The 23,668-nt window shown below is 62.2% G+C and carries 15 protein-coding genes and 2 pseudogenes; 8 read left to right on the top strand and 9 right to left on the bottom strand.

Annotation, left to right across the window (positions count from 1 at the left end; translation table 11 throughout):
* Positions 1-32: 32 nt before the first annotated feature.
* The 8 genes from recQ to Q0248_RS02015 all read right to left on the bottom strand — a co-directional run bounded on the left by recQ (position 33) and on the right by Q0248_RS02015 (position 13,466).
* Positions 33-2,207 (bottom strand): DNA helicase RecQ, encoded by a 2,175-nt coding sequence (gene recQ / locus Q0248_RS02050; RefSeq protein ID WP_299319150.1) that lies wholly within the window; start codon positions 2,205-2,207, stop codon positions 33-35.
* A 58-nt stretch (positions 2,208-2,265) separates the two neighbouring features.
* Positions 2,266-3,519, bottom strand: coding sequence for an ATP-dependent Clp protease ATP-binding subunit ClpX (clpX, locus tag Q0248_RS02045; RefSeq protein ID WP_299319147.1), 1,254 nt, complete (start codon positions 3,517-3,519; stop codon positions 2,266-2,268).
* A gap of 2 nt (positions 3,520-3,521) precedes the next feature.
* The gene (gene clpP / locus Q0248_RS02040; RefSeq protein WP_211788185.1) at positions 3,522-4,190 is read right to left on the bottom strand and encodes an ATP-dependent Clp endopeptidase proteolytic subunit ClpP; all 669 of its coding nucleotides are present in this window, start codon (positions 4,188-4,190) and stop codon (positions 3,522-3,524) included.
* A 506-nt stretch (positions 4,191-4,696) separates the two neighbouring features.
* The gene (locus Q0248_RS02035) at positions 4,697-6,097 is read right to left on the bottom strand and encodes an efflux transporter outer membrane subunit (protein WP_299319142.1); all 1,401 of its coding nucleotides are present in this window, start codon (positions 6,095-6,097) and stop codon (positions 4,697-4,699) included.
* The gene (locus Q0248_RS02030) at positions 6,084-9,233 is read right to left on the bottom strand and encodes an efflux RND transporter permease subunit (protein WP_299319139.1); all 3,150 of its coding nucleotides are present in this window, start codon (positions 9,231-9,233) and stop codon (positions 6,084-6,086) included. Before Q0248_RS02030 ends, Q0248_RS02035 begins: the two co-directional genes overlap by 14 nt.
* Positions 9,234-9,254: 21 nt before the next feature.
* Positions 9,255-10,451: an efflux RND transporter periplasmic adaptor subunit gene (locus tag Q0248_RS02025; RefSeq protein WP_299319137.1), complete on the bottom strand. Its 1,197-nt coding sequence runs from the start codon at positions 10,449-10,451 to the stop codon at positions 9,255-9,257.
* A 761-nt stretch (positions 10,452-11,212) separates the two neighbouring features.
* Positions 11,213-12,763, bottom strand: coding sequence for a D-alanyl-D-alanine carboxypeptidase/D-alanyl-D-alanine-endopeptidase (gene dacB, locus Q0248_RS02020; RefSeq protein ID WP_299319135.1), 1,551 nt, complete (start codon positions 12,761-12,763; stop codon positions 11,213-11,215).
* Positions 12,764-12,890: 127 nt separating this feature from the next.
* On the bottom strand, positions 12,891-13,466 hold the full coding sequence (locus Q0248_RS02015; RefSeq protein WP_299319134.1) for a 50S ribosomal protein L25/general stress protein Ctc: 576 nt from the start codon (positions 13,464-13,466) through the stop codon (positions 12,891-12,893).
* Positions 13,467-14,181: 715 nt separating this feature from the next.
* Here Q0248_RS02015 and Q0248_RS02010 point away from each other — a divergent pair.
* From Q0248_RS02010 to Q0248_RS01975, 8 genes and pseudogenes are all read left to right on the top strand, one after another.
* Positions 14,182-14,889 (top strand): energy transducer TonB, encoded by a 708-nt coding sequence (locus tag Q0248_RS02010; protein WP_299319131.1) that lies wholly within the window; start codon positions 14,182-14,184, stop codon positions 14,887-14,889.
* Positions 14,890-15,136: 247 nt separating this feature from the next.
* Positions 15,137-16,813, top strand: coding sequence for an AMP-binding protein (locus Q0248_RS02005; RefSeq protein WP_299319129.1), 1,677 nt, complete (start codon positions 15,137-15,139; stop codon positions 16,811-16,813).
* A gap of 15 nt (positions 16,814-16,828) precedes the next feature.
* Complete coding sequence (locus tag Q0248_RS02000; RefSeq protein ID WP_299319126.1) at positions 16,829-17,800, top strand: DNA/RNA non-specific endonuclease; 972 nt, start codon at positions 16,829-16,831, stop codon at positions 17,798-17,800.
* A gap of 65 nt (positions 17,801-17,865) precedes the next feature.
* Positions 17,866-18,726: a zinc ABC transporter substrate-binding protein gene (locus tag Q0248_RS01995; protein ID WP_299319123.1), complete on the top strand. Its 861-nt coding sequence runs from the start codon at positions 17,866-17,868 to the stop codon at positions 18,724-18,726.
* Positions 18,727-18,750: 24 nt separating this feature from the next.
* A complete protein-coding gene (locus tag Q0248_RS01990; RefSeq protein WP_299319119.1) occupies positions 18,751-19,383 on the top strand; it encodes an ATP-binding cassette domain-containing protein in 633 nt (210 codons plus the stop codon).
* A gap of 11 nt (positions 19,384-19,394) precedes the next feature.
* Positions 19,395-20,633 (top strand): phosphatase PAP2 family protein, encoded by a 1,239-nt coding sequence (locus tag Q0248_RS01985; RefSeq protein ID WP_299319117.1) that lies wholly within the window; start codon positions 19,395-19,397, stop codon positions 20,631-20,633.
* Positions 20,634-20,693: 60 nt separating this feature from the next.
* On the top strand, positions 20,694-22,082 hold the full coding sequence (gene nhaD, locus Q0248_RS01980) for a sodium:proton antiporter NhaD (RefSeq protein ID WP_299319114.1): 1,389 nt from the start codon (positions 20,694-20,696) through the stop codon (positions 22,080-22,082).
* 763 nt (positions 22,083-22,845) lie between these two features.
* Positions 22,846-23,520 (top strand): annotated as a pseudogene (locus Q0248_RS01975) (MotA/TolQ/ExbB proton channel family protein); the annotation flags it as partial.
* On the opposite strand, the pseudogene rpmF reads toward Q0248_RS01975, so the two are convergent.
* Positions 23,503-23,628 (bottom strand): annotated as a pseudogene (gene rpmF, locus Q0248_RS01970) (50S ribosomal protein L32); the annotation flags it as partial. The pseudogenes Q0248_RS01975 and rpmF sit on opposite strands and share 18 nt — an antisense overlap.
* Positions 23,629-23,668 lie beyond the last annotated feature (40 nt).

The following is a 23,668-nucleotide window of genomic DNA, read 5'->3' as shown; positions in this document are numbered from 1 at the left end:
GTGGATCTAGGGATAGGGAGGGGCTGATGGGGCTAGTTGGCCAGCTCGGAGAGGAACTTGATACGGATAAGACGTACCTCTTCCTCTGAGTAGTCACTGCCCAGCTCGCTCAGGGCCTCGTTGATGTCGTCCGTGACGGACTCCTTGAAGTACTCGTAGATGTCCGCTACGCGGTCTTCATCTACAACGTCCTCGATGAAGTAATTGATATTGATGCGTGTGCCCGAGTAGACGATGGCCTCGACCTCGCGGATCAGATCCTCGAAGTCCAGTCCTAGGGCGATGGCGATGTCGTCCAGCGCCACCTTACGGTCGATCTGCTGGATGATGCTCACCTTGAGCTTGGACTTATTGGGCGTGGTGCGTACTCGGATGTCGGCGGGACGCTGGATGTCGTTGTCCTGGACGTGGCGGCGGATCAGCTCGAGGAATTTCTGCCCGTAGCGTGCGGCCTTACCTGCGCCGACGCCAGGGATATTCTGCAGCTCCTCTAGGGTGATGGGGTAGAGCGTGGCCATGGCCTCGAGAGAGGCGTCCTGGAAGATGACGTAGGGCGGCACATCGTTCTGCTGGCCCATCTTCTTCCTGAGGTCCTTCATCAGGCCGTAGAGTACGGGGTCGGTGGCCTCGCCTCCGCCCTGTGCCGAGCTGCTCGGCTGTGCCTCCTCGCTCTCGTCCTCTACCTCGATGACGAAGCTCGTGGGCTTCTTCATGAACTTCTTACCCGCAGGGGTGAGCTTCAGCAGGCCGTAGTGCTCTACGTCCTTGGTGAGGTAACCTGCGATGAGTGCCTGTCGTATGCAGGTCGTCCAAGTGCTCTCCTCGACGCCCTCGCCGATGCCGAAGCACTCGAGCTCCTCGTGATGAAAGGACTCCACATCGCTGTTGGTCTCTCCACGAAGGATCGTGACGACGTAGTCTTCATTGAACTTCTCCTTGAGCGTGCTGACGACCTCAAGGACTTTCAAAAGCAGTTCTTTTGCTTCCACTTTACTCTTAGGTACTAAACAATTATCACAACTGCCACAGTTCGTCTGCTCGTAGCGCTCCCCGAAGTAATGGAGGAGGAATGCGCGGCGGCATAGCTTGGTCTCGGCATAGTCGGCCGTCTCCCTGAGGAGGACCTTGGCGATCTCCTGATCGGCGACGGACTTGCCCTTGGTGAAGCGCTCCAGCTTCCCGAGGGCCGTCGGGTCGTAGTAGGCGATACATACGCCTTCGCCGCCATCGCGTCCGGCACGCCCCGTCTCCTGGTAGTAGCCCTCGAGACTCTTGGGCATGTCGTAGTGGATGACGTAGCGCACGTCGGGCTTGTCGATGCCCATGCCGAAGGCGATGGTGGCTACGATGACCTCAGCACGCTCCTCGAGGAAGTCGTCCTGATTGCTCATGCGGTCCTTAGCCTCCATGCCTGCGTGGTAGGGGAGAGCCTTGATGCCGTTGGCCTGTAGTATCTCTGCTAGCCGCTCGACCTCGGTGCGTCGCATGCAGTAGATGATGCCGCTCTTGCCTCGGTTGGTGAGGATGTAGCGGACGATATCGCTGTCGGTGTCCTCCGTCTTGGGTAGGATGCGGTAGAAGAGATTGGGGCGGTTAAAGGAGCTCTGGAAGGTGGCAGCATTCCGGAGCTTCAGGTTACGCATGATGTCCTGCTGCACCTTGGGGGTAGCAGTGGCCGTCAGCGCCATGATGGGTCGCGAGGCTATATCCTCGATGAGACTGCGGATGCGGCGGTACTCGGGGCGGAAGTCATGCCCCCACTCCGAGATACAGTGCGCCTCATCCACGGCGTAGAAGGAGATCTGGACCTGCCGCAGCAGCTCCACGTACTCCTGGCGGTGCAGGGCCTCGGGGGCTACGTAGAGGAGCTTGGTGCGGCCTGTGATCAGATCCTCCTTGACCTGCTCGAGCTGAGGGCGCGAGAGGGTCGAGTTGAGGAAGTGGGCTATCCCGTCCTCCGTGCAGTAGCCACGTATGGCGTCCACCTGATTCTTCATCAGAGCGATCAGGGGGGAGAAGATGACCGCCGTCCCCTGCATGAGGAGGGCGGGCAGCTGATAGCAGAGACTCTTCCCACCACCCGTAGGCATGAGGACGAAGCTATCACCTCCAGCCAGCGTGTGCTCAATGACCGGGAGCTGCTGCCCCTTGAAGGCGTCGAAGCCGAAGGACTGCTTGAGGGCGCTGAGGAGCTGAGTCTCTGTCATAGTACTATGGTGTGCTGGGTGGCTAGGTGGAGCGCTAAGGCCTCGGGCTCGGGGCGGGCTAGGCCTGGACGACTCCCTGGCTCTCCGCCAGACGAGCCTCTACGTAGGCACGGTCGATGGTGAACTCCGTGACCTGCTCGGAGGGCAGTCGGTACATAGCCTCCATCATCACCTGCTCCATGATGGCACGTAGGCCGCGTGCGCCTAGCTTCTGCTCCATGGTCTTCTCCACGATCGCGTCTAGAGCGTCCTCGGTGTAGTGTAGGGCGATGCCGTCCATGACCAGCATACGGGTGTACTGGCGCGTCAGGGCATTGCGGGGCTCGGTGAGGATCATGCGCAGGGTCTCACGCGTCAGGGGATTGAGGTGGGTGATGATAGGTAGGCGGCCGATGATCTCGGGGATGAGGCCGTAGCTCTTCAGGTCACGGGCGTCGACGTAGCGCAGCAGTTCCTCCTCCTTGAGGTGGGCATGCTGGGCGCCGGGGCTGTTGTAGCCGACGATGCGCGTATTGAGGCGGTGGGCGATCTTGCGCTCGATGCCGTCGAAGGCACCCGCGCAGATGAAGAGGATGTGCTGCGTGTTCACCTGGATCATGGGCTGATCGGGGTGCTTGCGGCCGCCCTGGGGTGGGACGTTGACGATGGAGCCCTCCAGGAGCTTGAGCAGCCCCTGCTGGACGCCCTCGCCACTGACGTCGCGCGTGATGGAGGGATTGTCCCCCTTGCGGGCGATCTTGTCGATCTCGTCGATGAAGACGATCCCGCGCTCGGCTGCTGCCACGTCGTAGTCGGCGACCTGCAAGAGGCGCGTCAGCAGGCTCTCGATGTCCTCACCGACGTAGCCCGCCTGCGTTAGTACGGTGGCGTCTACGATGGTGAAGGGTACCTGCAGGAGGCGGGCGATGGTCTTCGCTAGCAGCGTCTTGCCCGTACCTGTGGGGCCGAGCAGTAGGATGTTGCTCTTCTCGATCTCGACCTCATCGTCGGGCTCCTGGTGCTGCAAGAGGCGCTTGTAGTGATTGTAGACGGCTACCGAGAGGTAGCGCTTGGCCTCATCCTGTCCGACGACGTAGTGGTCGAGGTGCTCCTTGATGTCCTGGGGCTTGGGCAGGGCCTTGAGGTCGAGCTCGGGGGAGTCGAAGGGCTGAGCCTTGGTCTCCTTGAGGAGCTGGTTCTCCCCGAGCATGTTCATCGCCAGGGCTACGCAGTCAGGGCAGACCTTGCCGTCGACGCCCTCCAGGAGGAAGGGGACTTCGTCCTCGGGACGTCCGCAGAGGACGCAGTGTCCTTTGTTTGCCTTCTTAGCCATGCTTACTTCTCCTCACGCTTGAGTACGCGGTCGATCATTCCGTAGTCCAGGGCCTCGGGAGCGGTGAGCCAGTAGTCGCGATCGCTGTCGCGCTCGATGGTCTCGAAGCTCTGCCCCGAGTGCTCGGAGAGGATGGTATAGAGTTCCTTCTTGACCTTGAGGATCTCACGTGCGGCGATCTCCATGTCGCTGGCCTGTCCCTGCATGCCCCCCAGCGGCTGGTGGATCATGATGCGGGAGTGGGGCAGAGCGAAGCGCTTGCCCTTGGCACCCGCCACCAGGAGGATGGAAGCCATGGAGGCAGCTACCCCCGTGCAGATGGTCGAGACGTCGCTGCCGATATACTGCATCGTGTCATAGATGCCGTAGCCAGCGTATACACTACCCCCAGGAGAATTGATATAGATAGAGATATCCTTACCGGGCTCACTGCTGTCGAGGAAGAGGAGCTGCGCCTGGATGACGTTGGCAGCATAGTCGTCGATCTGGCTGCCGAGGAAGATGATGCGGTCCATCATCAGGCGGGAGAAGACGTCCATCTGGGCCACGTTCATCGGGCGCTCCTCTACGATCGTAGGGGAGATATAGCTGCTTTGTACCTGCATATAGTGCTCCAGGGCGAGGGAGTTCATCCCTAGGTGCCCCGTCGCATACTTTCTAAACTCGTTCATTATCTGTATTAGGGTGATAGCTTCAGGAGGGTAGCTATCTGTCTGCCCTCCTATTAACAAAGGTAGAAATAATTCTCAGAATACACCACGGCTCGCTCGGGCGGCGCTCACCCCTGCTTTTCGCCCCCATCCGAGGCGGCGCTCGGCCTGCTCCCAGCGGGGCCTCCGCCTGCTGCTCTTCGCCTTGAGGCGAGGCGTCTCAAGCGGCTAGAGGGAGCGCTCTCCGAGGGCCCCTGAGCTGAGGGATATCCCTGAGCGGCGCTGACTGCTATCCCTCAGCTTTCTGACTGACGTCCCTCAGGGCGCTGATGGATATCCCTCAGCGCGGCTCGGCCTTGGGGTGGAGCTTGCCGAGGGTACTCCCTTCGTCCCGCGAGGGCTAAGGAAAGGGACGAAGCCCCTTAGCTAGGAACACAAAAAGACATCGCCCGCACGGCGCTCATCGTCGCTCTAGGAGCGCGGGCTGAGTGCCGTGCGGGCGATGCCGCATTCGGGTGGGGAGGGGGCTAAGGTTTCACCGTGTCGGCGCCTCCCCCGAGGGCGTTGTAGAGGTTCACCACGGCCTGCATGCGGGAGAAGCGATCACGTACCTCCGTCAGCTGGGCCTGCAGGAGTGCCTGCTGGGCGCTGATGACCTCGAGGTAGGAGCTGCTGCGGCCTGAGCGGAAGAGTTCCTCCGTGATGGCGACATTGGCCTTGAGGCTCTCGATCTGCTTGGTCTCCTCGGCGACGCGCTCCGTGGAGGCCTCGTAGAGGGCAAGGGCATTGCTGACCTCAGCCCCTGCCGAGAGGAGGCTCTGCTGGAAGGCGAGGAGCGCCTTCTTCTGCTCGGCCTCGGCTACACGAAGCCCCGCCACGAGGCGGCCGCGGGCGAAGATGGGCTGCGCTAGCGCCCCTACGGCGGAGCTGACCAGACGCATGGGGTTCGCCACCGCCTGCCCGAGGCTACCGACCCAGCCGAGGCTGCCGTTGATGCTGAGCGTGGGGTAGAAGGCCGAGCGGGCGGCATTCGTCTGATAATAACAGTTCGCTAGAGCCAGCTCCGCCACACGTACATCGGGGCGCTGGCTGAGGAGCTGGACGGGCAGCCCGACGGAGAGCTGCTCGGGTAGGCTCTGTGCCTCCAGCGTGCTGCGCTCGTAGCTGCGGGGGGACTGGCCGAGGAGCAGCGCCAGGCTGTTCTCGGCCGCGATGCGCTGGCGCTTGATCTCGGGCAGGCTGGCCTGCACCTGATGGAGCGCCGCGCGTGCCGACTGCACGGCCGACTCGAGGGCGCGGCCGTACTCCTTCTGCGCCTGCATCACCTCGAGCGTGCGCTGGGCGAGCTGGGCAGCCTCCTGGCTGAGGGCGAGCTGACGGTCGAGCATCAGCAGCGTATAGTAGCCGTTGGCGACGCTGGCGATGAGGCGGCTCTGGACGAGGCGCTGGTACTCCTGGGCCCGCAGCAGCTGCACCTGCGTGCTGCGCGAGGCATTGAGCAGCGCGCCGAAGAGGTCCACCTGCCAGCTGGCCTGTACGGGTAGCTCGTAGCTGTGCGTGGCGTCGGCGCCCTCGACCTTGCGGGTGCTGACGCTGGGGGCGAGGCTGAGGCTGGGGAAGAAGGAGAGGCGTGCAGCCTTCAGCTGGGCCTCAGCCTGGCGCACCGAGAGGGCGGCCGTCTGCAGGTCGACATTCTGCCGCAGCGCCTCCTCTATGAGCTGCTGGAGCTGTGGGTCGGTGAAGAGCTGACGCCAGGGTAGGTGCCCGAGGCTGGTGCTGCTATCCGCCGAGGCCAGCGCCGCTTGGTCCGCGCGGTAGACCTCGGTAGTGATCCCCGTGGGGCGCTGGTAGCGGGAATAGATGCCGCAGCTGGAGAGGGCGAGCGCGAGCCCTAGGAGGGGGAGGAGGCTATGGCTAAGCTTCTTCATGAGCGAGGGTATTGGGTTCCTTGGGCTCCAGAGGCTTGATGCGCTCCTGGAGGTACTGGAAGATGACAAAGAGCGTGGGGACGACGAAGATCTGCAGCACCATCCCGATGAGCATCCCGCCCACAGTGGTAGCGCCGAGCGTAGAGTTGCCGTTGGCGCCGACCCCTGAGGCGAACATCAGCGGGAGCAGCCCGACGATCATCGCCAGCGAGGTCATGAGGATGGGGCGGAGACGTGCTACAGCGCCCTGGACCGCTGCCTCGTAAATGCTGAGGCCACGCTGGCGGCGCTCGACGGCAAACTCTACGATGAGGATGGCGTTCTTGGCCAGCAGACCGATGAGCATGATCAGAGCGATCTGCGTGTAGATATTATTGGTGTGGCCGAAGAGCTGCACGAAGAGGTAGGAGCCGAAGAGGCCGAAGGGGATGGACAGGATGACCGACAGCGGCAGCACGTAGCTCTCGTACTGAGCGCTCAGGATGAGGTAGACGAAGAGCAGGCAGAGGCCGAAGATCAGCGTCGTCGTGTCCGAGGACTCCTGCTCGGAGCGCGTCAGCCCCGTATAGTCGTAGCCGTAGCCTGCGGGCAGCGTCTGGGCAGCAACTTCAGAGATCGCCTTCAGGACGTCCCCCGTAGCGTAGCCAGGAGCGGGAGCAGCCATCACGTCGATCGAGGTGTAGAGGTTGAAGCGGTTGATGCTCGCAGGGCCGTAGACCTTCTCCGTCGTGATGAAGCTGGTGATGGGCGCCATCTCCCCGCTGCCCGTGCGTACGTAGATGCTGGATAGGGCATTGATATCGAGGCGCTCCTCAGGGGCAGTCTGTAGTAGGACACGGTAGAGCTTGCCGTAGCGATTAAAATTGGAGACGTACATCCCACCGAAGTAGCCCTGCAGCGTCGTAAGGATGGCCTGGGGTGTAGTGCCGCTACGCATCGCGGCCGCCACGTCCACATCGATGAGGTACTGCGGGTAGCTGGCATTGTACTGCGTCATGGCGTAGGCCACCTCGGGACGGGCATTGAGCGCGCCGAGGAACTTCTGCGTCTCGCCGAAGAACTTGTCCAGCGGGCCCCCCGTACGGTCGAGCATCGTCAGCGATACACCGGAGGACATCCCGTAGCCTGGGATCATCGGCGGCGTCATAGCCATGACGGTGGCGTCGGGGATCGTGGCGCCATAGGCCATCAGCGTGCCGGCCACCGCGGCCGTCGTATTGCTGCGCTCGCTGAAGGGCTTCATGTTGATGAACATGGAGGCATAGTTGGACCCGCTCCCACCCATAAAGCTGAAGCCCGAGATCTGCATTACCTTGGAGACGCCATCCTGAGCCTCAGCGACCTTGGCGACCTTAGCCAGCACGGCCTCCGTCTTCTCACGGCTTGTCCCTGGAGGCGTGGAGACAGCGACCATCACGGAGCCCGTGTCCTCGCTGGGGACGAGCTCGCTGCTGGTGGTCATCATGAAGTAGCCCGTGGCGAGGATGCTCACCACGACGAGGACAGCGGCGCTGACCTTGTGCCCCGTGAAGAAGCGGACGAAGCGCTCATAGGGGCGCTGCACGTGGCGATCGTAGGCGGTGTTGAAGGCCACATGGAAGCGCTTGACGAAGTTCAGCTTCTTCCCCTCGTGGTCGGTGTGGGCCCGCAGCAGCAGCGCGCATAGGGCTGGGCTCAGCGTCAGGGCGTTCACCGCCGAGATCACAATAGCAATGGCCATCGTGATCCCGAACTCGCGGAAGAAGGCCCCACTGATGCCCGAGATGAAGGACACGGGTACGAAGACCGCCGCCATCACCAGCGTGATGGAGATGATGGCCCCTGAGATCTCGTGCATGGCATCGATGCTGGCCTGCCGCGCCGACTGGTAGCCCTTGTCGAGCTTGGCATGCACGGCCTCCACGACCACGATGGCGTCATCCACCACAATAGCGATGGCGAGCACCAGCGCCGAGAGCGTGAGGAGGTTGAGCGAGAAGCCGAAGAGGTTCAGCACAAAGAAGGTACCGACCAGCGACACGGGTACGGCGATGGCGGGGATCAGCGTGGATCGTAGGTCCTGCAGGAAGAGGTAGACGACGATGAAGACCAGGAGGAAGGCCTCCAGCAGCGTCTGGATGACGTGATCGATCGAGGCCTGGAGGAAGTCCGTGACGTCTATGACGTACTGGATCTCCATACCGGGAGGGAAGTCCTTCTCTAGCTCCTTGAGCTGTGCCTTGATATCGCGGACGATGTCGTTGGCATTGGAGCCCGCGATCTGACTGACCATCCCCGAGACGGCAGGATGGCCGTTGAGCTTGGAGTTAGACCCGTAGCTGAGGGAGCCAAGCTCTACCTTCGCCACGTCCTTGAGGCGGATGATACCGCCGGCCTCGTCGGAGCGTAGGATGACGTTCTCGTACTCGCTCAGCTCCTTGAGACGCCCTTTGTAGCGCAGCGTGTACTCGTAGGTGCGGTCGCCCGACTCGCCGAGGCTCCCGGGCGCAGCCTCGAAGTTCTGCGCTGCGAGTATCGCCGAGACGTCCGAGGGGATAAGGCCGTAGGCGCGCATCTTATCGGGGTCGAGCCACAGACGCATGGCGTAGGTGGACTGGCTGAAGGTATTGGCCGAGCCTACACCCTGCACGCGCTTCATCGAGGGGATGATGTTGATGTCGGCATAGTTGGCTAGGAACTCCGCGTCGTAGCGTCCGTCCGTGCTGCTGAGGGAGTAGACGAGCAGCATGCTGGACTGGCGCTTCTGTGTCGTCACCCCTACGCGCACGACGTCGGCAGGTAGGAGGGACTGTGCCTGCTGTACGCGGTTCTGCACGTTGACGGCAGCCATGTCGGGGTCTGTGCCCTCGCGGAAGTAGACGGTGATCTGCGCGCCCCCTGAGTTGGTCGCCGTAGAGGTCATGTAGGTCATGCCCTCTACGCCATTGATTTGCTCCTCGAGGGGGGCGATCACTGAGTTCAGTACGGTCTGGGCATCGGCCCCTGCGTAGGCGGTCGATACCTGGACGGTGGGCGGAGCGATATTGGGGTACTGCTCGATCGGCAGCTGCAGCAGGCCGATGACCCCGAGGATCACGATGAATATCGAGATCACCGTGGAGAGGACGGGCCGCTGGATGAATCTAGTGAGGTTCATAGTCTAGTCGCTATCGTGCCCTTACTTGCGCTGGGCACCGCCGCCCATCATCTGCTTCTGTATGGCCTCCTGGCGTGCCGCGTATTCGGCTTCGCTCAGAGCCTTGATCTCCATACCTTCACGCAGCGTCGTCGTCCCTGCCGTGACGATGCGATCGCCGACCTTGAGCCCCGAGGTCACGGTATAGCTCTGCCCGTCATCGTAGGGGCTGACCGTGATCTCGGTGAACTTCACCTTGCCGTCCGAGCCGAGTGTGTAGACGAACTTCTTGTGCAGCATCTCCACCGTCGCTGACTGGGGGACGAGGATCGCCGCCGTCGTGCGGGCGGGTAGATGTATGGTGCCGACGCCTCCGCTACGCAGCTGGCCTGCGGCGTTGGGGAAGTCTACGCGCAGCGTCACCGAGCCCGTCGTGCGGTCGATGACACCGCTGACGCCCTTCACCGTCCCTTCCTCGGGGTAGCTGCTGCCGTCGGCTAGCGTGAGGCGTACCTTGGGGAAGAGCGTCGTGAGGTCGCCCGAGACCTGGCCTCCCGTGTAGGAGCGCAGCTCGCGCTCCGAGAGGGAGAAGTAGACGAAGGCCTGCTTGGTATTGGACACCTGGGTCAGTGCCTGCGTGCTCTGCGGGCTGACGAGGTTACCGACGCGGTAGTTGATCGAGCCGACGACACCCGCCACGGGGCTGGAGACGGTACAGAAGGAGAGGTTCTCGCGTGCGGCTGTGAGGTTGGCCTTAGCTACGGCCACTCCTGCCTGGGCGCTGCTGAGGGCATTGGCGACCTCCTCGTAGTTGCTCGTGCTGATGATGTTCTTGGCCAGCAGCTCCTTGCTGTTGCGCTCGTTGAGCTGTGCGGTGGAGAGCGCGGCCTGGGCGCTGGAGAGGCTGGCGGCAGCCTGATTGACGGCCGCGCGGTAGGTGACGTCGTCGAGCTGGAAGAGGGCTTGCCCGGGGCGGACGGCCTGCCCCTCGCTGACGAGTACCTTGGTGATGAAGCCAGAGACCTTGGGGCGGATCTCGGCGTCATCCTCGCCGCGGATGACGGCAGGGTAGCTGTTGTCTACGGAGAAATCACTGCTGGCGAGGGTGCGGACGGGTAGCTCGGGCGTTTCCTGGGCGCCCTGCTGGGCTTGCTCTCCCGAGCCGCCGCAGGCGCTGAGCCCCAGCAGCCCGACTAGGGCGAGGCTGAGTGAGGAGATGACGATACGTCTGTGGGTCATATACTCTATATCTATTAAGGATGTGTCTATGTCCAGCTACCAGAGGCGGTAGCCTAGGAGGGGATAAGGCTTAGATGCCTCAGCGGAGCGAAGGTTTAATCTGCTGCGAAGAAAAGTGCCGAGGCGGCTTAGGCTACACTCGGCACTGCTTTTTGCTCGCCTTAGAGGCTTCGCTCGGCCTGCTCCCAGCGGGTCTCCGCCTGCTGACCTTCACCCCGCAGCTCGGCGGCTCAAGGAGCTCGCGAAGCTTTGTCCTAAGCCTCACCTGAGCTGAGGGATATCCCTGAGCGCTGCTGGCTGATATCCCTCACGCGGTCGACGGACGTCCTTCAGCCGGCTGATGGATATCCCTCAGCGCGGCTCGCCCTCGGTGGGGTAGGCGCGCTCGAGGGCTAAGGGATGCGGGCTGAGCCCTAGGGCAGCGGGCGAAGCAGCTGGTGAGAGCACCCTGCGGCAGGGGGCTTGTTTTCTTTGTATATAAAGCTTAACTTTGTCGTAGGAAAAGACTCAAAGAGCCACGTTGTCGATAGGGAAACTCAACGTACAACATTGAAAACCGAGTCAACCTACCTACCAATGGCGAGCTACAATGGGCCGCGGCTCATTCTCCCCTCGGGGAGAGCGGTAGATTACAAAGGTAGGCAGGAGCTCAAATCCTGTTTCTAGGAGTTTTCGCTCAATCCACTCGTGGCTCCCCCATAGCTCAGGCCCCTCCCCCCGATCGCGGAGTGAGGGGCCTGATTGCTTTTGTTGCGCTCTGTTTAGCGCTTGCCTTTGCCCTTACGGGAGGCTTTGCTGGAGGCGGCCTTCGTGGACTTGGCCTTCGCTGCCTTGCTCTTAGTAGCCTTGGCCGAGCTGCTGTGGGCCTTCTTCCCCCCTGCCTTAGCGCTGGTAGCCTGCTCGCCCGCCTTGTGCCGCAAGACCTCTGGGGCAGGCGGATAGAAGAGTTCGTTGGCCGTCTGGATGAAGCCCTGGCGCGCGGCCTCAGCGCCTATGCCGTTGGCGATGTAGACGATGCTGTACCAGCGTCCCTCATGCTCGAGGTAGCCCGCATAGCCGCGTACGCCGCGCAGGGAGCCGCTCTTGACCTGGGCTGTGATCTCGGGGCGAAGGGTGAGGCTGCGTACCGAGCCCTCGTAGCCCGCACGTGGGAGGCTGTAGAGGAAGGGCTCGCGCAGCGTGCTGTCCTGCCATACGCAGCGTAGGATCTGCTCTAGGGCCTGTGGCTGCAGGCGTCCCGAGCGGCTGAGGCCCGAGCCGTCGCGTAGGTCTAGGGAGCGTCTGTCGAGCTGGAGCCGATCCTTCCAGTAGCGCAGCACCCCCTTGGGCAGGCCCTCGGGGCGCTCCTCGGGGCTGTTGAGGTGGTAGGCCAGGGCCTCGGCGTAGACATTGGCGCTGCGGAAGTTGGTGATGCGTACCAGCGTGTCGGCGGGTAGGGACTCGTAGACGCCGAGGGTATCGCCTGCCGTCTGTCGGTCGTAGTCGAGGCGCGGGGCTTCGCCGAAGCTGATGCCGCGCTGCTGCAGGCCTTCGCTGAGCCATAGGGCGGCATAGTGTGCGGGGCTCGAGAGCGGCATACGCTGGTAGCGACGCATGAGGCCCGGGCGTATCTGCCCCGAGAGATAGACGCTGTCCCCCGCGGGGCTGATGTGCGAGCTGACGCTGGTGCGGCTGCTCAGCTCGAGGCCTGAGCTGCTGGGCAGAGAGACGGAGGCAAGGTCATAGTCCGCTGCCGCGCCCTCGCGATCGCTGGAGAGGTAGAGGTCGGCATAGTTGTCGCCGATGTTGCAGCCCGAGACGGGGGCTCCGTAGTAGCTGTCTAGATCCTCCTCCAGCCAGTGTACGCCGTAGGCGGGCTCGGGAAGGTCCCGCAGCTGGAGCTGTATGCCGCCCGTGAAGTGGCGTATGCCGCGCTGGCGGAGCAGCTCGCCGAGCTGCTGTAGCAGACGCGTGCGCTCGGGGACGTAGTGCGAGCCGAGGGAGGGGTCGCCCGAGGCCTGCACGATGAGTCGCCCCTTGAAGGTCTCGCCCTGCTGCACGCCATCCAGCAGCAGTGGCATACGGAAGCGGTAGTCCGCACCGCGTAGGGCGAGGAAGGCTGCTGTCGTGGGGATCTTGGTCAGAGAGGCGGGGCAGAAGTCCTGCCTCGAGCGCCAGTCGATGAGCAGGGAGTCCGTCTCGAGGTCGCGCACCAGGACGCAGACGGCGCCGCCTCGCTGCTCGAGCTGCTTGGCGGTGCGCAGTCCCTCCTGGCGTACGTGGGCAGCCAGGGGTAGAGCACAGAGGAGTAGGAGGGTGAGGAGGGGGCGCATGATGATCGGTGATGATAGGCCACGCGGCTGAGCTGCACGCGGGGCTCAAGGAGGAGAGGCTGCCCCATCGGATGGAGCAGCCTCTCGTAGTATAGCACTGGCGTCCGTGGGACGCGTGTGGGAGAGCTTACTTGCCGCTCTTGGCCATAGCACCACGTGCAGCACGGGTGAGCTTGACGGCGCAGACGACAGCGTTCTTAGCGTTGATGATCTCGAGCCCATCGAAGCTGAGGGCACCGACCTGGATGGTCTTACCCAGACCAAGCTCGGTGACGTCGATGAAGAGCTGCTCGGGGATGTCCGTGTAGGGTGCGCGTACCTTGAGCTTACGCATCTCGAGGCTGAGCTTACCCCCTGCCTTCACACCTTCGGCGTGGCCAGTGAGGACGACAGGTACTTCCATGACGATAGCCTTACCCTCCTCTACCTGGAGGAAGTCGAGGTGCAGGATCGCGTCGGAGACGGGGTGGAACTGAAGGTCCTTGAGGATGGCCTTGACCGTCTTGCCGCCTATGGTGAGGTCGATAGCGAAGATGTCGGGCGAGTAGACGAGGTTGCGGACAGCCTCCTGGCTAACCGTGAAGTGAACCACGTCGTTGCCTCCGTAGAGGACTGCAGGGATCTGGTCACCTGCGCGCAGGCCCTTGGAGGCCTTCTTGCCGAGCTCGGTGCGGAGCTCACCGCTGAGTGCGAATGTCTTCATTCTGTTCTTAATAATGTGTTACTCAAAATTAGTGTCTTCTAATTTCCCATCACACGAGTCTGAGGCCAGCGCTCTGGGCTCAGGCTGCTCGTCTCCGAGACAATCGTAAAACGCCGCAAAGGTACGATAAATTACGGACTTATCCCAGCCCGAGCTTGGGCGCGACCTGCGCACCGAGTCTCGGGAGCTCGCTTCCGCCTAGCCTCTAGGGGCCTGTGAGGGATATCCCTCAGCCTCCTGATGGACGTCCCTCACGGCGCCGAGGGATAGCCCTCAGGCGGCTGACGGATATCCCTCGGGCGCGCTGCCTGCTAGGAGAAGGAGCTGCTGCCTGCGTGAAGGGCTGGGCCTGCGACCTATGCCTTGTCTTGCGCTCGAGCTCCTCACGGCACTCTTGAGGAAGGTGAGCGCTCTGTGGAGACTGGGATACTAGAGCTCGCGCGTGTACGTTATATAGAGGGATAGGCTAGGGCGGTGCAGAAAGCCCGCCCCCTGCAGCAGAAGGCCCCGCCCATCGTCCAGCTCCCACGAGGCTCTAGCCTAGGCTAGGCGCCCTGTGGTCGAGGGAGCTCCCTCGCGCTGGGTGCAGCAGCTGTCTGTGCCTGTGTGTGGAACGAAAATATATTCGTATATTTGCCCTCAGAAAAGTAACTAAGTCGTCTCCCACCCTTTGCGGGAGCGTACGTATGTATCACAACTATAAAGTGTAGCAGTAATGGAAATCAAGAAGTCCCCCAAGGCAGACCTCGAGCGTGGCAAAGGCCTGTCGCTCCTGCTCGGACTACTGGTAGCTCTCTCTGTAGTGTTCGTCAGCTTGGAGTGGCGCAGTTCCGTCGCACAGGCTACGAATACCTCTTCGGGGCTTGACCTCAAGGATATTGATGAGGTGATGAACATCCAGGACGAGCAGAAGCCCGAAGAACCCGAACCAGAGCCCCAGCAGGCACAGCAGACCGAGGTCCAGCTGCCTGAGGAGTTCAAGGTTGTGGATAACAACAAGGAGGTCATCAAGCCCTCCTTCGTCTCCGCAGACCAGGATAAGCCCCTTCCTCCTCCCAACATCCCCCTCGGGACTAAGAACGTCAATACGGACGAGGAAGTAGACCAGACGGTCTTCGAGATCGTAGAGGAGCAGCCTGAGTTCCCTGGCGGGATGGAAGCCTTCATGAAGTATCTGGCCAAGAATATCCAGTACCCCGAGCGCGCTGTGGACAACGGTATCCAGGGTAAGGTCATGGTCCGCTTCGTCGTAGAGCGTGATGGCTCCGCCTCTCAGGTAGAGACCATCAAGGGCGTAGACCCCGAGCTCGACAAGGAGGCTGTCCGTGTGGTCAAGGCGATGCCTAAGTGGAAGCCTGGTCGCCAGCAGGGTAAGGCCGTACGTACGCGATTCATCGTGCCCGTAGTCTTCCGCCTGCAGTAATACTACAGCAGCGCCTCGAGCGCTAGCGATACAGCGAGGTCAGCCTCCCGATACGGGGGCTGACCTCGCTCTTTTGTGGCTATTTAGTATCTTTGTTATTAGAGGGGGTAGGCACTAGCGCTAGCGCCTACCTCGAGGAAGTAGTATTTGCGCCCCTTTATATATAGGATGGCCCCTGACCCTAGTGAGGCAGGGGGTGCGTCTTGTGTGCCGATCAACCTAAAGACTGACGACTAGATAACAGCTGATGATAGCTAAGAACTTTATTTCGCTCTTTGAGGACAGCTTCCGCAAGCACTGGGACCTGCCCGCGATGGAGAACTACGAGGGACGAGCCTATACCTTCGGGGGCATGGCCGAGGAGATTGACTGCTGGCATAGCTTCTTTGCTGCTCAGGGCCTGCAGCGTGGCGAGAAGGTCGCCCTCATGGGTAAGGACTCCGCCGAATGGGGGATCTTTTTCCTAGCAGCCATCACCTACGGTGCCGTCATCGTCCCCATACTACAGGACTTCCCCCCTGCTGATGCCCAGCAGATTATCAGCCACTCCGAGGCGCGTATCCTAGGGATCAATGCCAAGCTGTGGGAGCAGATGCGCCCCGAGCTCAATCCCGCGCTCACGGCCGTGGTGGACTTCCAGGAGGGGACGGCGCTCTACAGCCCCGAGGGACTGGAGGCGCTCCAGCGTCAGCTCCAGGAGGCGCGCGCCCAGCATCAGGCACGCTACCCTGAGGGGATGCGTCCCGAGGATGTCAGCTACTACCATACGCCCAATGACGAGCTCCTCGTACTCAACTACACCTCGGGGACGACGGGCTTCAGCAAGGGCGTGATGCTCTCGGGGAACAACTTCGCGGGCAACCTCGTCTTCTGCATGGAGCGCAAGATCATCAGCCCCGGAGAGGTGCTCCTCTGCTTCCTCCCCATGGCGCACGTCTATAGCTGCATGATCAATCTCTGCCTCGCTATGGCCAGCGGTACGCGTGTCGTCGTACTCGGTAAGGTGCCTTCGCCCAAGATCCTCGGGGCAGCCTTCCGCAAGGTGCGCCCCACGATCGTCATCTCCGTGCCCCTTGTGCTGGAGAAGATCTACCAGAATACCCTGCAACCCGTGCTGAAGTCGCGCAAGGTACGCTTCATGCTCGCCCTGCCCTTCCTGCGCAATATCGTCTATCGCAAGGTGCGCCAGCAGCTCACCGAGGGCCTCGGCGGAGCCTTCCGTCAGGTCATCGTAGGCGGTGCTGCGCTCAATCCCGAGGTCGGTGCCTTCCTCAAGCGCATCGGCTTCCCCATCACCGTAGGCTACGGGATGACCGAGTGCGCCCCTCTGATCTCCTATATCGGAGCCGATGAGTGGCGCCTGCGCTCCTGCGGCCGTGTGCTGCATCCCTACATGGAGGCGCGTATCGCCCCGCTCGAGGGCGAGCACGCCGAGGGGCATGATGCTACCATAGGCGAGATCCAGGTGCGCGGGGAGAACGTCTGTATGGGCTACTACAAGAATCCCGAGCAGACGGCTCAGCTCTTCACCGAGGACGGCTGGATGCGTACGGGCGACCTCGGGACGATGGACAGCGACCACTTCCTCTACATCCGTGGACGCTCCAAGGCGATGCTCCTCGGCCCTAGCGGGCAGAACATCTACCCCGAGGAGATCGAGGCTAAGATCGGCCTGCTGCCCTATGTGCAGGAGAGCCTCGTGCTGATGCGTGAGGGTAAGCTGGAGGCGCTCATCGTGCCCAATAAGCAGCTCCTCCAGGAGCACGGCCTTACACTCGAGGAGGGCTGGCAGCAGATCCAGGCGCAGCGTGCGGCCCTCAACGCCCAGGTGGGGAGCTACGAGCAGATCCAGCGCTTCGAGCTGCGTGAGGAGCCCTTCGAGAAGACGCCCAAGCAGAGTATACGCCGCTACCTATATAAATAAGGAGTAGTACGACGCATGGCTCGACGTAGACGTTCAGCTAAGGTTAAGGGATGGGGGAGGCTCGGCCGCCTCTGGCCGCTGCTGCTCATCCTCCTAGGCTATCTAGGCTACCGTGCACTCTCGCGTACGGAGACCGCTGCGCCCTCTTCGGCAGCTGAGACCCTAGGGCAGGCAGGGGATAGCACGGTGTGTACCTCGCCCTACACGCCACTCGGGGCGATCGAGGATGAGATCATCAATGGGGATACGACGCTGCTGGAGATGCCGCGTCTGGCGGGAGGTAATGCTAACTACTACGTCACGCATCGTGCCTCGGGGCGTGTGACCTATTCGCTGGAGTACGATGTCACCCGCCTGCATGCCCGCTGGGTCTGCTTCTCCTTCACGCCCGAGACGGCCGTCAAGGAGGTCAGCCGCAGCGAGGCCTGGGCTTGGGACCCCAAGGTGCCCGCCCGCTACAACACCGCGAGCTTCTTCCGCCGCAGCGGCTACAGCCGTGGGCACCTCGTGGCCTCTGAGGATAGGGTCTATTCGCCCGAGGCCAATGAGCAGACCTTCTACTACACCAATATGAGCCCCCAGCTGCAGGTGCACAACGCCGGCATCTGGCATCGCCTCGAGCGCCGTGTGCAGGACTGGGCTGACGACAGAGGGCTCTGCGATACGCTCTACGTGGCTAAGGGCGGTACCATCGCCGACGGACAGATCGAGCCGAAGCGTATGAAGGGGCGTGTCGTCGTCCCGCGCTACTACTGGATGGCCGTGCTGGCACGCAAGGGTGGGCAGTACCACGCCATAGCCTTCTGGACGGAGCACCGCAGCTATGGCCCCAGTGTGCAGATCCCTTCGCTGACTCTCTCGGTTCGCGAGCTGGAGCAGCGCACGGGACTGGACTTCTTCTATCACCTACCCGATGCCGTGGAGGAGGCCGCCGAGACCGAGTCCCCCACGAGCCGTGAGGCTCTGCGGCGCTGGTGGCACCAGTAGGCGCTGCCTAGCCTGCTCGTGTCCTTGGGTGTCCTCATTCTCTATCCTATCAGATTCCCCTCCCTATGAAAGGTCTTGCCCTTCTCCTCTCCCTCGCGCTGCTCGTCCTCTCCTCGGGCTGCCGACCCGCCGCACGGGTGGCGGGCCCGATGCAGCTCACGGCGACCATCGCGCCTGCTGCTGATATCCTTGCCCGTCTGGCGGGTGAGGAGGCCGAGGTGACGACCCTCTTGCCGCAGGGAGCGAGCCCCGAGAACTATGAGCCCACGACGCAGGACGTGCGTGCCCTCACCGAGAGCAAGGGCTTCTTCTATGTGGGGGACCTGGGCTTCGAGCGTAGCTGGGTCGAGCGGATCAAGACGCAGAACCCCGAGCTGAGGCTCTATCGCCTGGATACAGGCCTTGAGGCGATGTCCCCTGGGCATAGCCACGGGGCTGATGGCCTCGTCCACGACCCGCACTACTGGACCAGTGTGCGCGGGCTGCGTGCTTTGGCGAGCGCAGCGCTCGTGGGGCTCGTCGAGCTCAACCCGCTAGACTCAGCCCGCTACAGCGAGCGTCATCAGGCGCTCACGGCACAGCTGGACGCGCTGCAGACCGAGCTCGAGGCGACGCTCCGAGGGCGTAGCTCCTCGGCCTTCGTCATCTATCACCCCTCGCTCTCAGAGTTTGCAGAGGAATGGGGCTTCACCCAGCTGGTGGTGGAGGAGGACGGCAAGGAGCCCTCGCCTCGTCATGTCGCGGAGATCGTAGCCAAGGCGCGTGCCGCTGGGGTGCGTGTCGTCTTCGTGCAGCAGGAGTTCGATAGCAAGATTGTCCAGAGCATCGCCCAGGAGCTCGGCGCGCGTACCGAGACCATTAGGCCCCTCAGTGCCGACTGGCAGGGTGAGCTGCGCCGCATCGCCCGGGCACTAGCCGAGCACTAAGCCCCTAATCAACTAAGAGCAGCTATGCCAACGATCATCAAGCTGGAGGATGCCAGCCTCGGCTACTCCGATACACTCGTGCGGGAGCACTTTGACTGGAGCGTGGAGCGGGGCGCCCACTGGGCGATCACGGGGCCCAATGGCTGCGGCAAGACGACGCTGATGCGTACCATCCTGGGGCTCATCCCCCTGAGAGGCGGGCGCCTGGTGCGCTACGACCGTGCAGGGCAGGAGACCTCGCGGCTCGAGATGAGCTACCTGCCGCAGATCAACCAGCTGGATCGCCACTTCCCCATCTCCGTCGAGGAGGTCATTGACTCGGGGCTGCCCGCCGAGCTCCGGGGGCGGGGAGCACGGCGTGAGGCCGTGGAGCAGCTCGCCGCTGAGGCAGGGCTCTCCTCACTGCTGGCACAGCCGATCGGGCAGCTCAGCGGTGGGCAGCTGCAGCGCACGCTGCTAGCTCGAGCGCTGGCCTCGCAGCCCGAGCTGCTGATCCTGGATGAGCCGCTCAGCTTCCTTGACCGTAAGTATCGGGAGCAGTTCGACGAACTCCTCTACCGCCTCGTGCCGAGCGAGACGACGCTGCTGCTGGTGACGCACGACCTACAGGGCGAGGCTTCGGCTCAGTGGCAGGTGCTTGCCCTCGGACAGTTCTAGTAGATCACGCTATGCTTGTATCCCTTCGCTCGCTCCTTGCCCTTGTGCTCTGTGTCGCTAGCCTCAGCGCTCCGCTCAGGGCGCAGCAGGCCGATAGCACCGCCTGGTATGTGCGGCAGGACCTCCGCTCCACGCTGCGGATGACGGTGCCGCTGGTCAGTCTCGGCCTCATCCAAAGCCTCCATAATAAGGATATACGTGCGCTGCGCAACGGCTATATACCCACCTTCCGCCACCACTACGACGACTACCTACAGTTCGCCCCGATGGCGGTGCAGCTGGGGATGAGCTTCGGCGGGCTGCAGGGGGTCTCGCGTAGCCCTTGGCAAGCACTGACGGCCGATGCCTTCACCACGGCGACGATGCTGGCCGTGACCTCTGCGATCAAGTACACAGCACGCGTGCAGCGCCCCGATGGCAGCTCGCGTAATTCCTTCCCCTCAGGGCATACGGCTATGGCCTTTGCCTCGGCCGAAGTACTCAATATCGAGTACGGAGGGCGCTACCCCTGGTTGCCTTACCTCAGCTATAGCCTCGCAGGCGCTGCGGGACTGGGACGTCTGATGAACAATAGGCACTGGCTGGGCGACGTCGTCGCTGGGGCGGGCCTCGGGATCCTCTCGGCGCATGTAGGCTACTGGATCACGGGGCAGATCTTCGGGGATAAGCGCTATGCCCTGCGCACGCACCACTACGCCGAGGCGCAGCTCCCGCGGCTGACGCTCGAGCTGCCTGTGCAGCTGGAGTACGGCGTGGAGCAGCGTAGCGACCATGCACGTCTCTATAGCCGCAGCCTCGGGCTAGCGGCGCTCTACCGCCCTTGGGCGGACTCCGCCTACTTCCTTCGTGGGCACTTCCTCCTCAGCCTCGACGAGCTGCGGGCCGTGGGGGGCACACAGCAGGCGCTAGGCCGTGTGCAGGCCCTCGAGCTACGGCTCGGGGCGGGGCGCAACTGGCAGCTCTACGCCAACCGCGGCCTAAGGCTACACCCCTGGCTGGGGCTGCGGCGCCATCTGGGGGCTGAGTCACTCCACCCCGGGGTGCCTGTCCCCGAGTTCCCTACCTGGTCCCTGACGATGGGGCTAGAGGCGACGCCCTACTGGCGTGTCTGCCCACAGCTGGCACTGAGCTTCCCGCTGGGGCTCAGCTATCGCCCTGCGGGCTATAGTCTCCCTACGGCCTCAGGCGAAATGTTTCGGGCGCGTAGGCTACACTGGGTGCTGGGTAGCTCCCTTTGTCTCTACCTCTAGGGCCTTACTTCGGGCTCGGGCTGCGTGAGGCAGCCCCTTTTATCCAAGCTCTATCATCCAATGCCTACCTACTATCTCATGCCCTTGATCTTCGTCCTCGGCATCCTTGGGATTGCCTTCGAGGAGCAGATCAAGGTGAACAAGACCGCCACGGCACTGCTGACCTGCGTGCTGCTCTGGTTCATCCTGTTGGTCGATACCGACATCGCCGCCGCTACGCAGGGCTTCGCTGACTTCCTGCGTCACGCTCCTGCCGAGGAGGCAGCGCACGATGTCTCGGACTATCTGTCCCTCAAGCTCACTGAGCACCTCGGGGATGTCTCGGGGACGCTCTTCTTCGTCCTCTGCTCCATGGTGCTGGTCAATACGATCGATAACTACGGGGGCTTCAAGTCGGTGGCGAAGATCGTCGAGACGACCAATAAGCGCCGCCTCCTGTGGCGTGTGGCCTTCGCCTCCTTCCTCTTCTCCGCCTTCCTGGATAACCTCGCTGCGGCTATCGTCATCATCGCGGTGCTGCGCCGCCTCGTGCCCGACCGTACCGATCGTATGAAGTACGCCTGCCTCAGCATCATCGCCTGTAATGCCGGGGGCTCGTGGTCGCCCATCGGGGACGTGACCACGCTGCTGCTGTGGAATAGCGGGCGCATCACGCCCTACTACCAGATCTTCCACCTCATCATCCCCTCGCTGGTGAATATGCTCGTGGCCACGACGCTCACACACTTCCTCCTCTTCAAGAAGGGGGCACGCCTGCGTACGCTGCCTGATGTGCCTGAGGATGATGTGGCCGACATCTTGCCGCAGTCGGCACGTATCACGGTCTTCCTCCTCGGGATCGCTTCGCTGATGCTAGTGCCTATCTGGCAGACCTTCTTCGACGTACCGGCCTTCATGGGCGTCATCTTCGGGCTGGTGCTGGTGTGGATCTATACCGAGCTGATGTTCTCCCGTCACAAGAGGCGCCTGCGCTCGGCCACGAGCCTGAGGATGACGGAGCTGCTGCACAGTGCGGATCTGACGACGATCTTCTACTTCCTCGGGGTTCTGATGTCGGTGGCTGCGCTCATCGAGGGTGGGCAGCTGGCGGCGGCCTCCACGCACGTCTCCGAGCTCATTCCCAGCTCGGGGCTGCTAGCGGGGATCATCGGGGTGCTCTCGGCGATGCTGGACAACGTGGCTCTGGTGGCCGCTGTCCTCGGGATGTACCCTGTGGATGCCTCGGGGGCGCTGACGCCCTTCGTCGTCAATGGGAGCTTCTGGGTCTTCCTCGCCTATTGTGCGGTGACGGGCGGCAGCCTCCTGATCATCGGCTCGGCTACGGGCGTCACGGTGATGGGACTGGAGGAGATCAGCTTCGGCTACTACTTCAAGCGCTTCAGTGCCTTCGCACTGGCGGGCTATCTGGCGGGCGCGCTGGTCTACCAGCTACAGTCGCTCATCTTCTAGCTAAGGGTCTGGTCTAAGGCTCGGCCTCCCAGTTCCTCAAAGTAAGCGCGTCCCCATCCGGCTGTCTAGGCAGTCGGGTGGGGACGCGCTCGTTATTATAGGAGGAAGGCTAGCCCAAGACTAGGAGGGGGCTGCTTCCCCTTAGCCTCCAGTGCTCTGAGGCATATCCCTCAGCGCTCCCACTGATACCCCTCGGTAGGCTGACTGCTACCCATCAGATGGCTGATGGATATCCCTCGGTGCGGTCTCCCCTAGAGCGGGCGGATACCCCGTATTATATAAGGGAGGGGCTGGGCTATAGGAGGGGATTGCTTCTGGCTCATGAGGACTTCCGCTCCAAGTCGGTCGAAGCGCCCTGTCTGCAGCTGCTTGGCCCTGCTCTGCCCTTGTCTGGCTGCGGCCTGCCTTTGCTCTTTGACGCCTATGGAGCTCCGTCCCTAGGCTTGGGTGACGAGGTGAAGTAGCGTGCGGGGTAGGGGAGGGACGGAGCCCGAGCTAGGAGCTCGGCGGGGGACGGGCTAAGAATGTGCTTGGTCTAGAGGGGAGCTCGTGATCGGCTGCGCGGACGGAGGATTTTGTTTTAGTGAGGAAAAGCTGTATTTTTGGACTTGAAAGAGCTGTATTCTCCCTGCTCCTGCTAGGCCCTGCCCAGTAGTCGCTCGCCGAGGAATGGCCTTTGGATCAGCGCGATAGCGATCGCTGCTGGTCCCCTCAGGAACGAACAGAATAATAAACTTACTAACTCACAAACAACTATTCGACAATGAAAAAGTTATTCGCAACCGTTGCTTGCGTAGCTCTTCTCTCTGCCGGCTTCTCCACGATGGCTATGGCTCAGAACGCAGACAGCGCTGCTGCTGCCCCAGCTACCGAACAGGTGGACTCTACTGCTGCCGCTGCCCCTCAGGCTGCTGCTGCAGACGCTAGCGCTACCGCTGGTGAAGAAGTCGCCGCTGAGACGACCTTCCACCAGGAGCTCAAGACGAAGTTCATCGAAGGGGGTGCAGACTTCATGGCGCTCATCGCCATCACGCTGATCCTCGGTCTGGCTATCTGCCTCGAGCGTATCATCTACCTCAACCTGGCGAACACCAACCCCGACCAGCTCCTCAAGAATATCGAGGCTGCACTGGCTGCCGGTGACCTCGAGAAGGCTAAGAGTATCGCTCGTGACACGCGTGGCCCTATCGCCTCCATCGCCTACCAGGCGCTGCTGCGTGCCAATCAGGGTATCGACATCGTCGAGAAGTCTGTCGTATCCTACGGTGGTGTACAGGGTGGTCTCCTCGAGAAGAACCTCTCCTGGATCACGCTCTTCATCGCTATGGCTCCATCGCTCGGCTTCCTTGGTACGGTCGTCGGTATGGTCCAGGCCTTCGATAACATCGAGCGCGTCGGTGACATCAGCCCAACGGTCGTTGCAGGTGGTATGAAGGTGGAACTCACCTGTAGTTACGTCTTTAGCTATTTGAGGAACTACAGCTTTATCATGAGTTCTTCTTTTGTCTCTGCGTGTAGAGGATTGTCTTCGTTTGGGATGTGCCATTTTCTTATTTTTTTATTTGTTCAACAATTTCTATAAAAGA

This window comes from uncultured Porphyromonas sp. (assembly GCF_938046015.1).
GTDB lineage: Bacteria > Bacteroidota > Bacteroidia > Bacteroidales > Porphyromonadaceae > Porphyromonas.
Note: the sequence above shows the minus strand (reverse complement) of the source record. Positions and strands in the feature narration are given on the sequence as shown.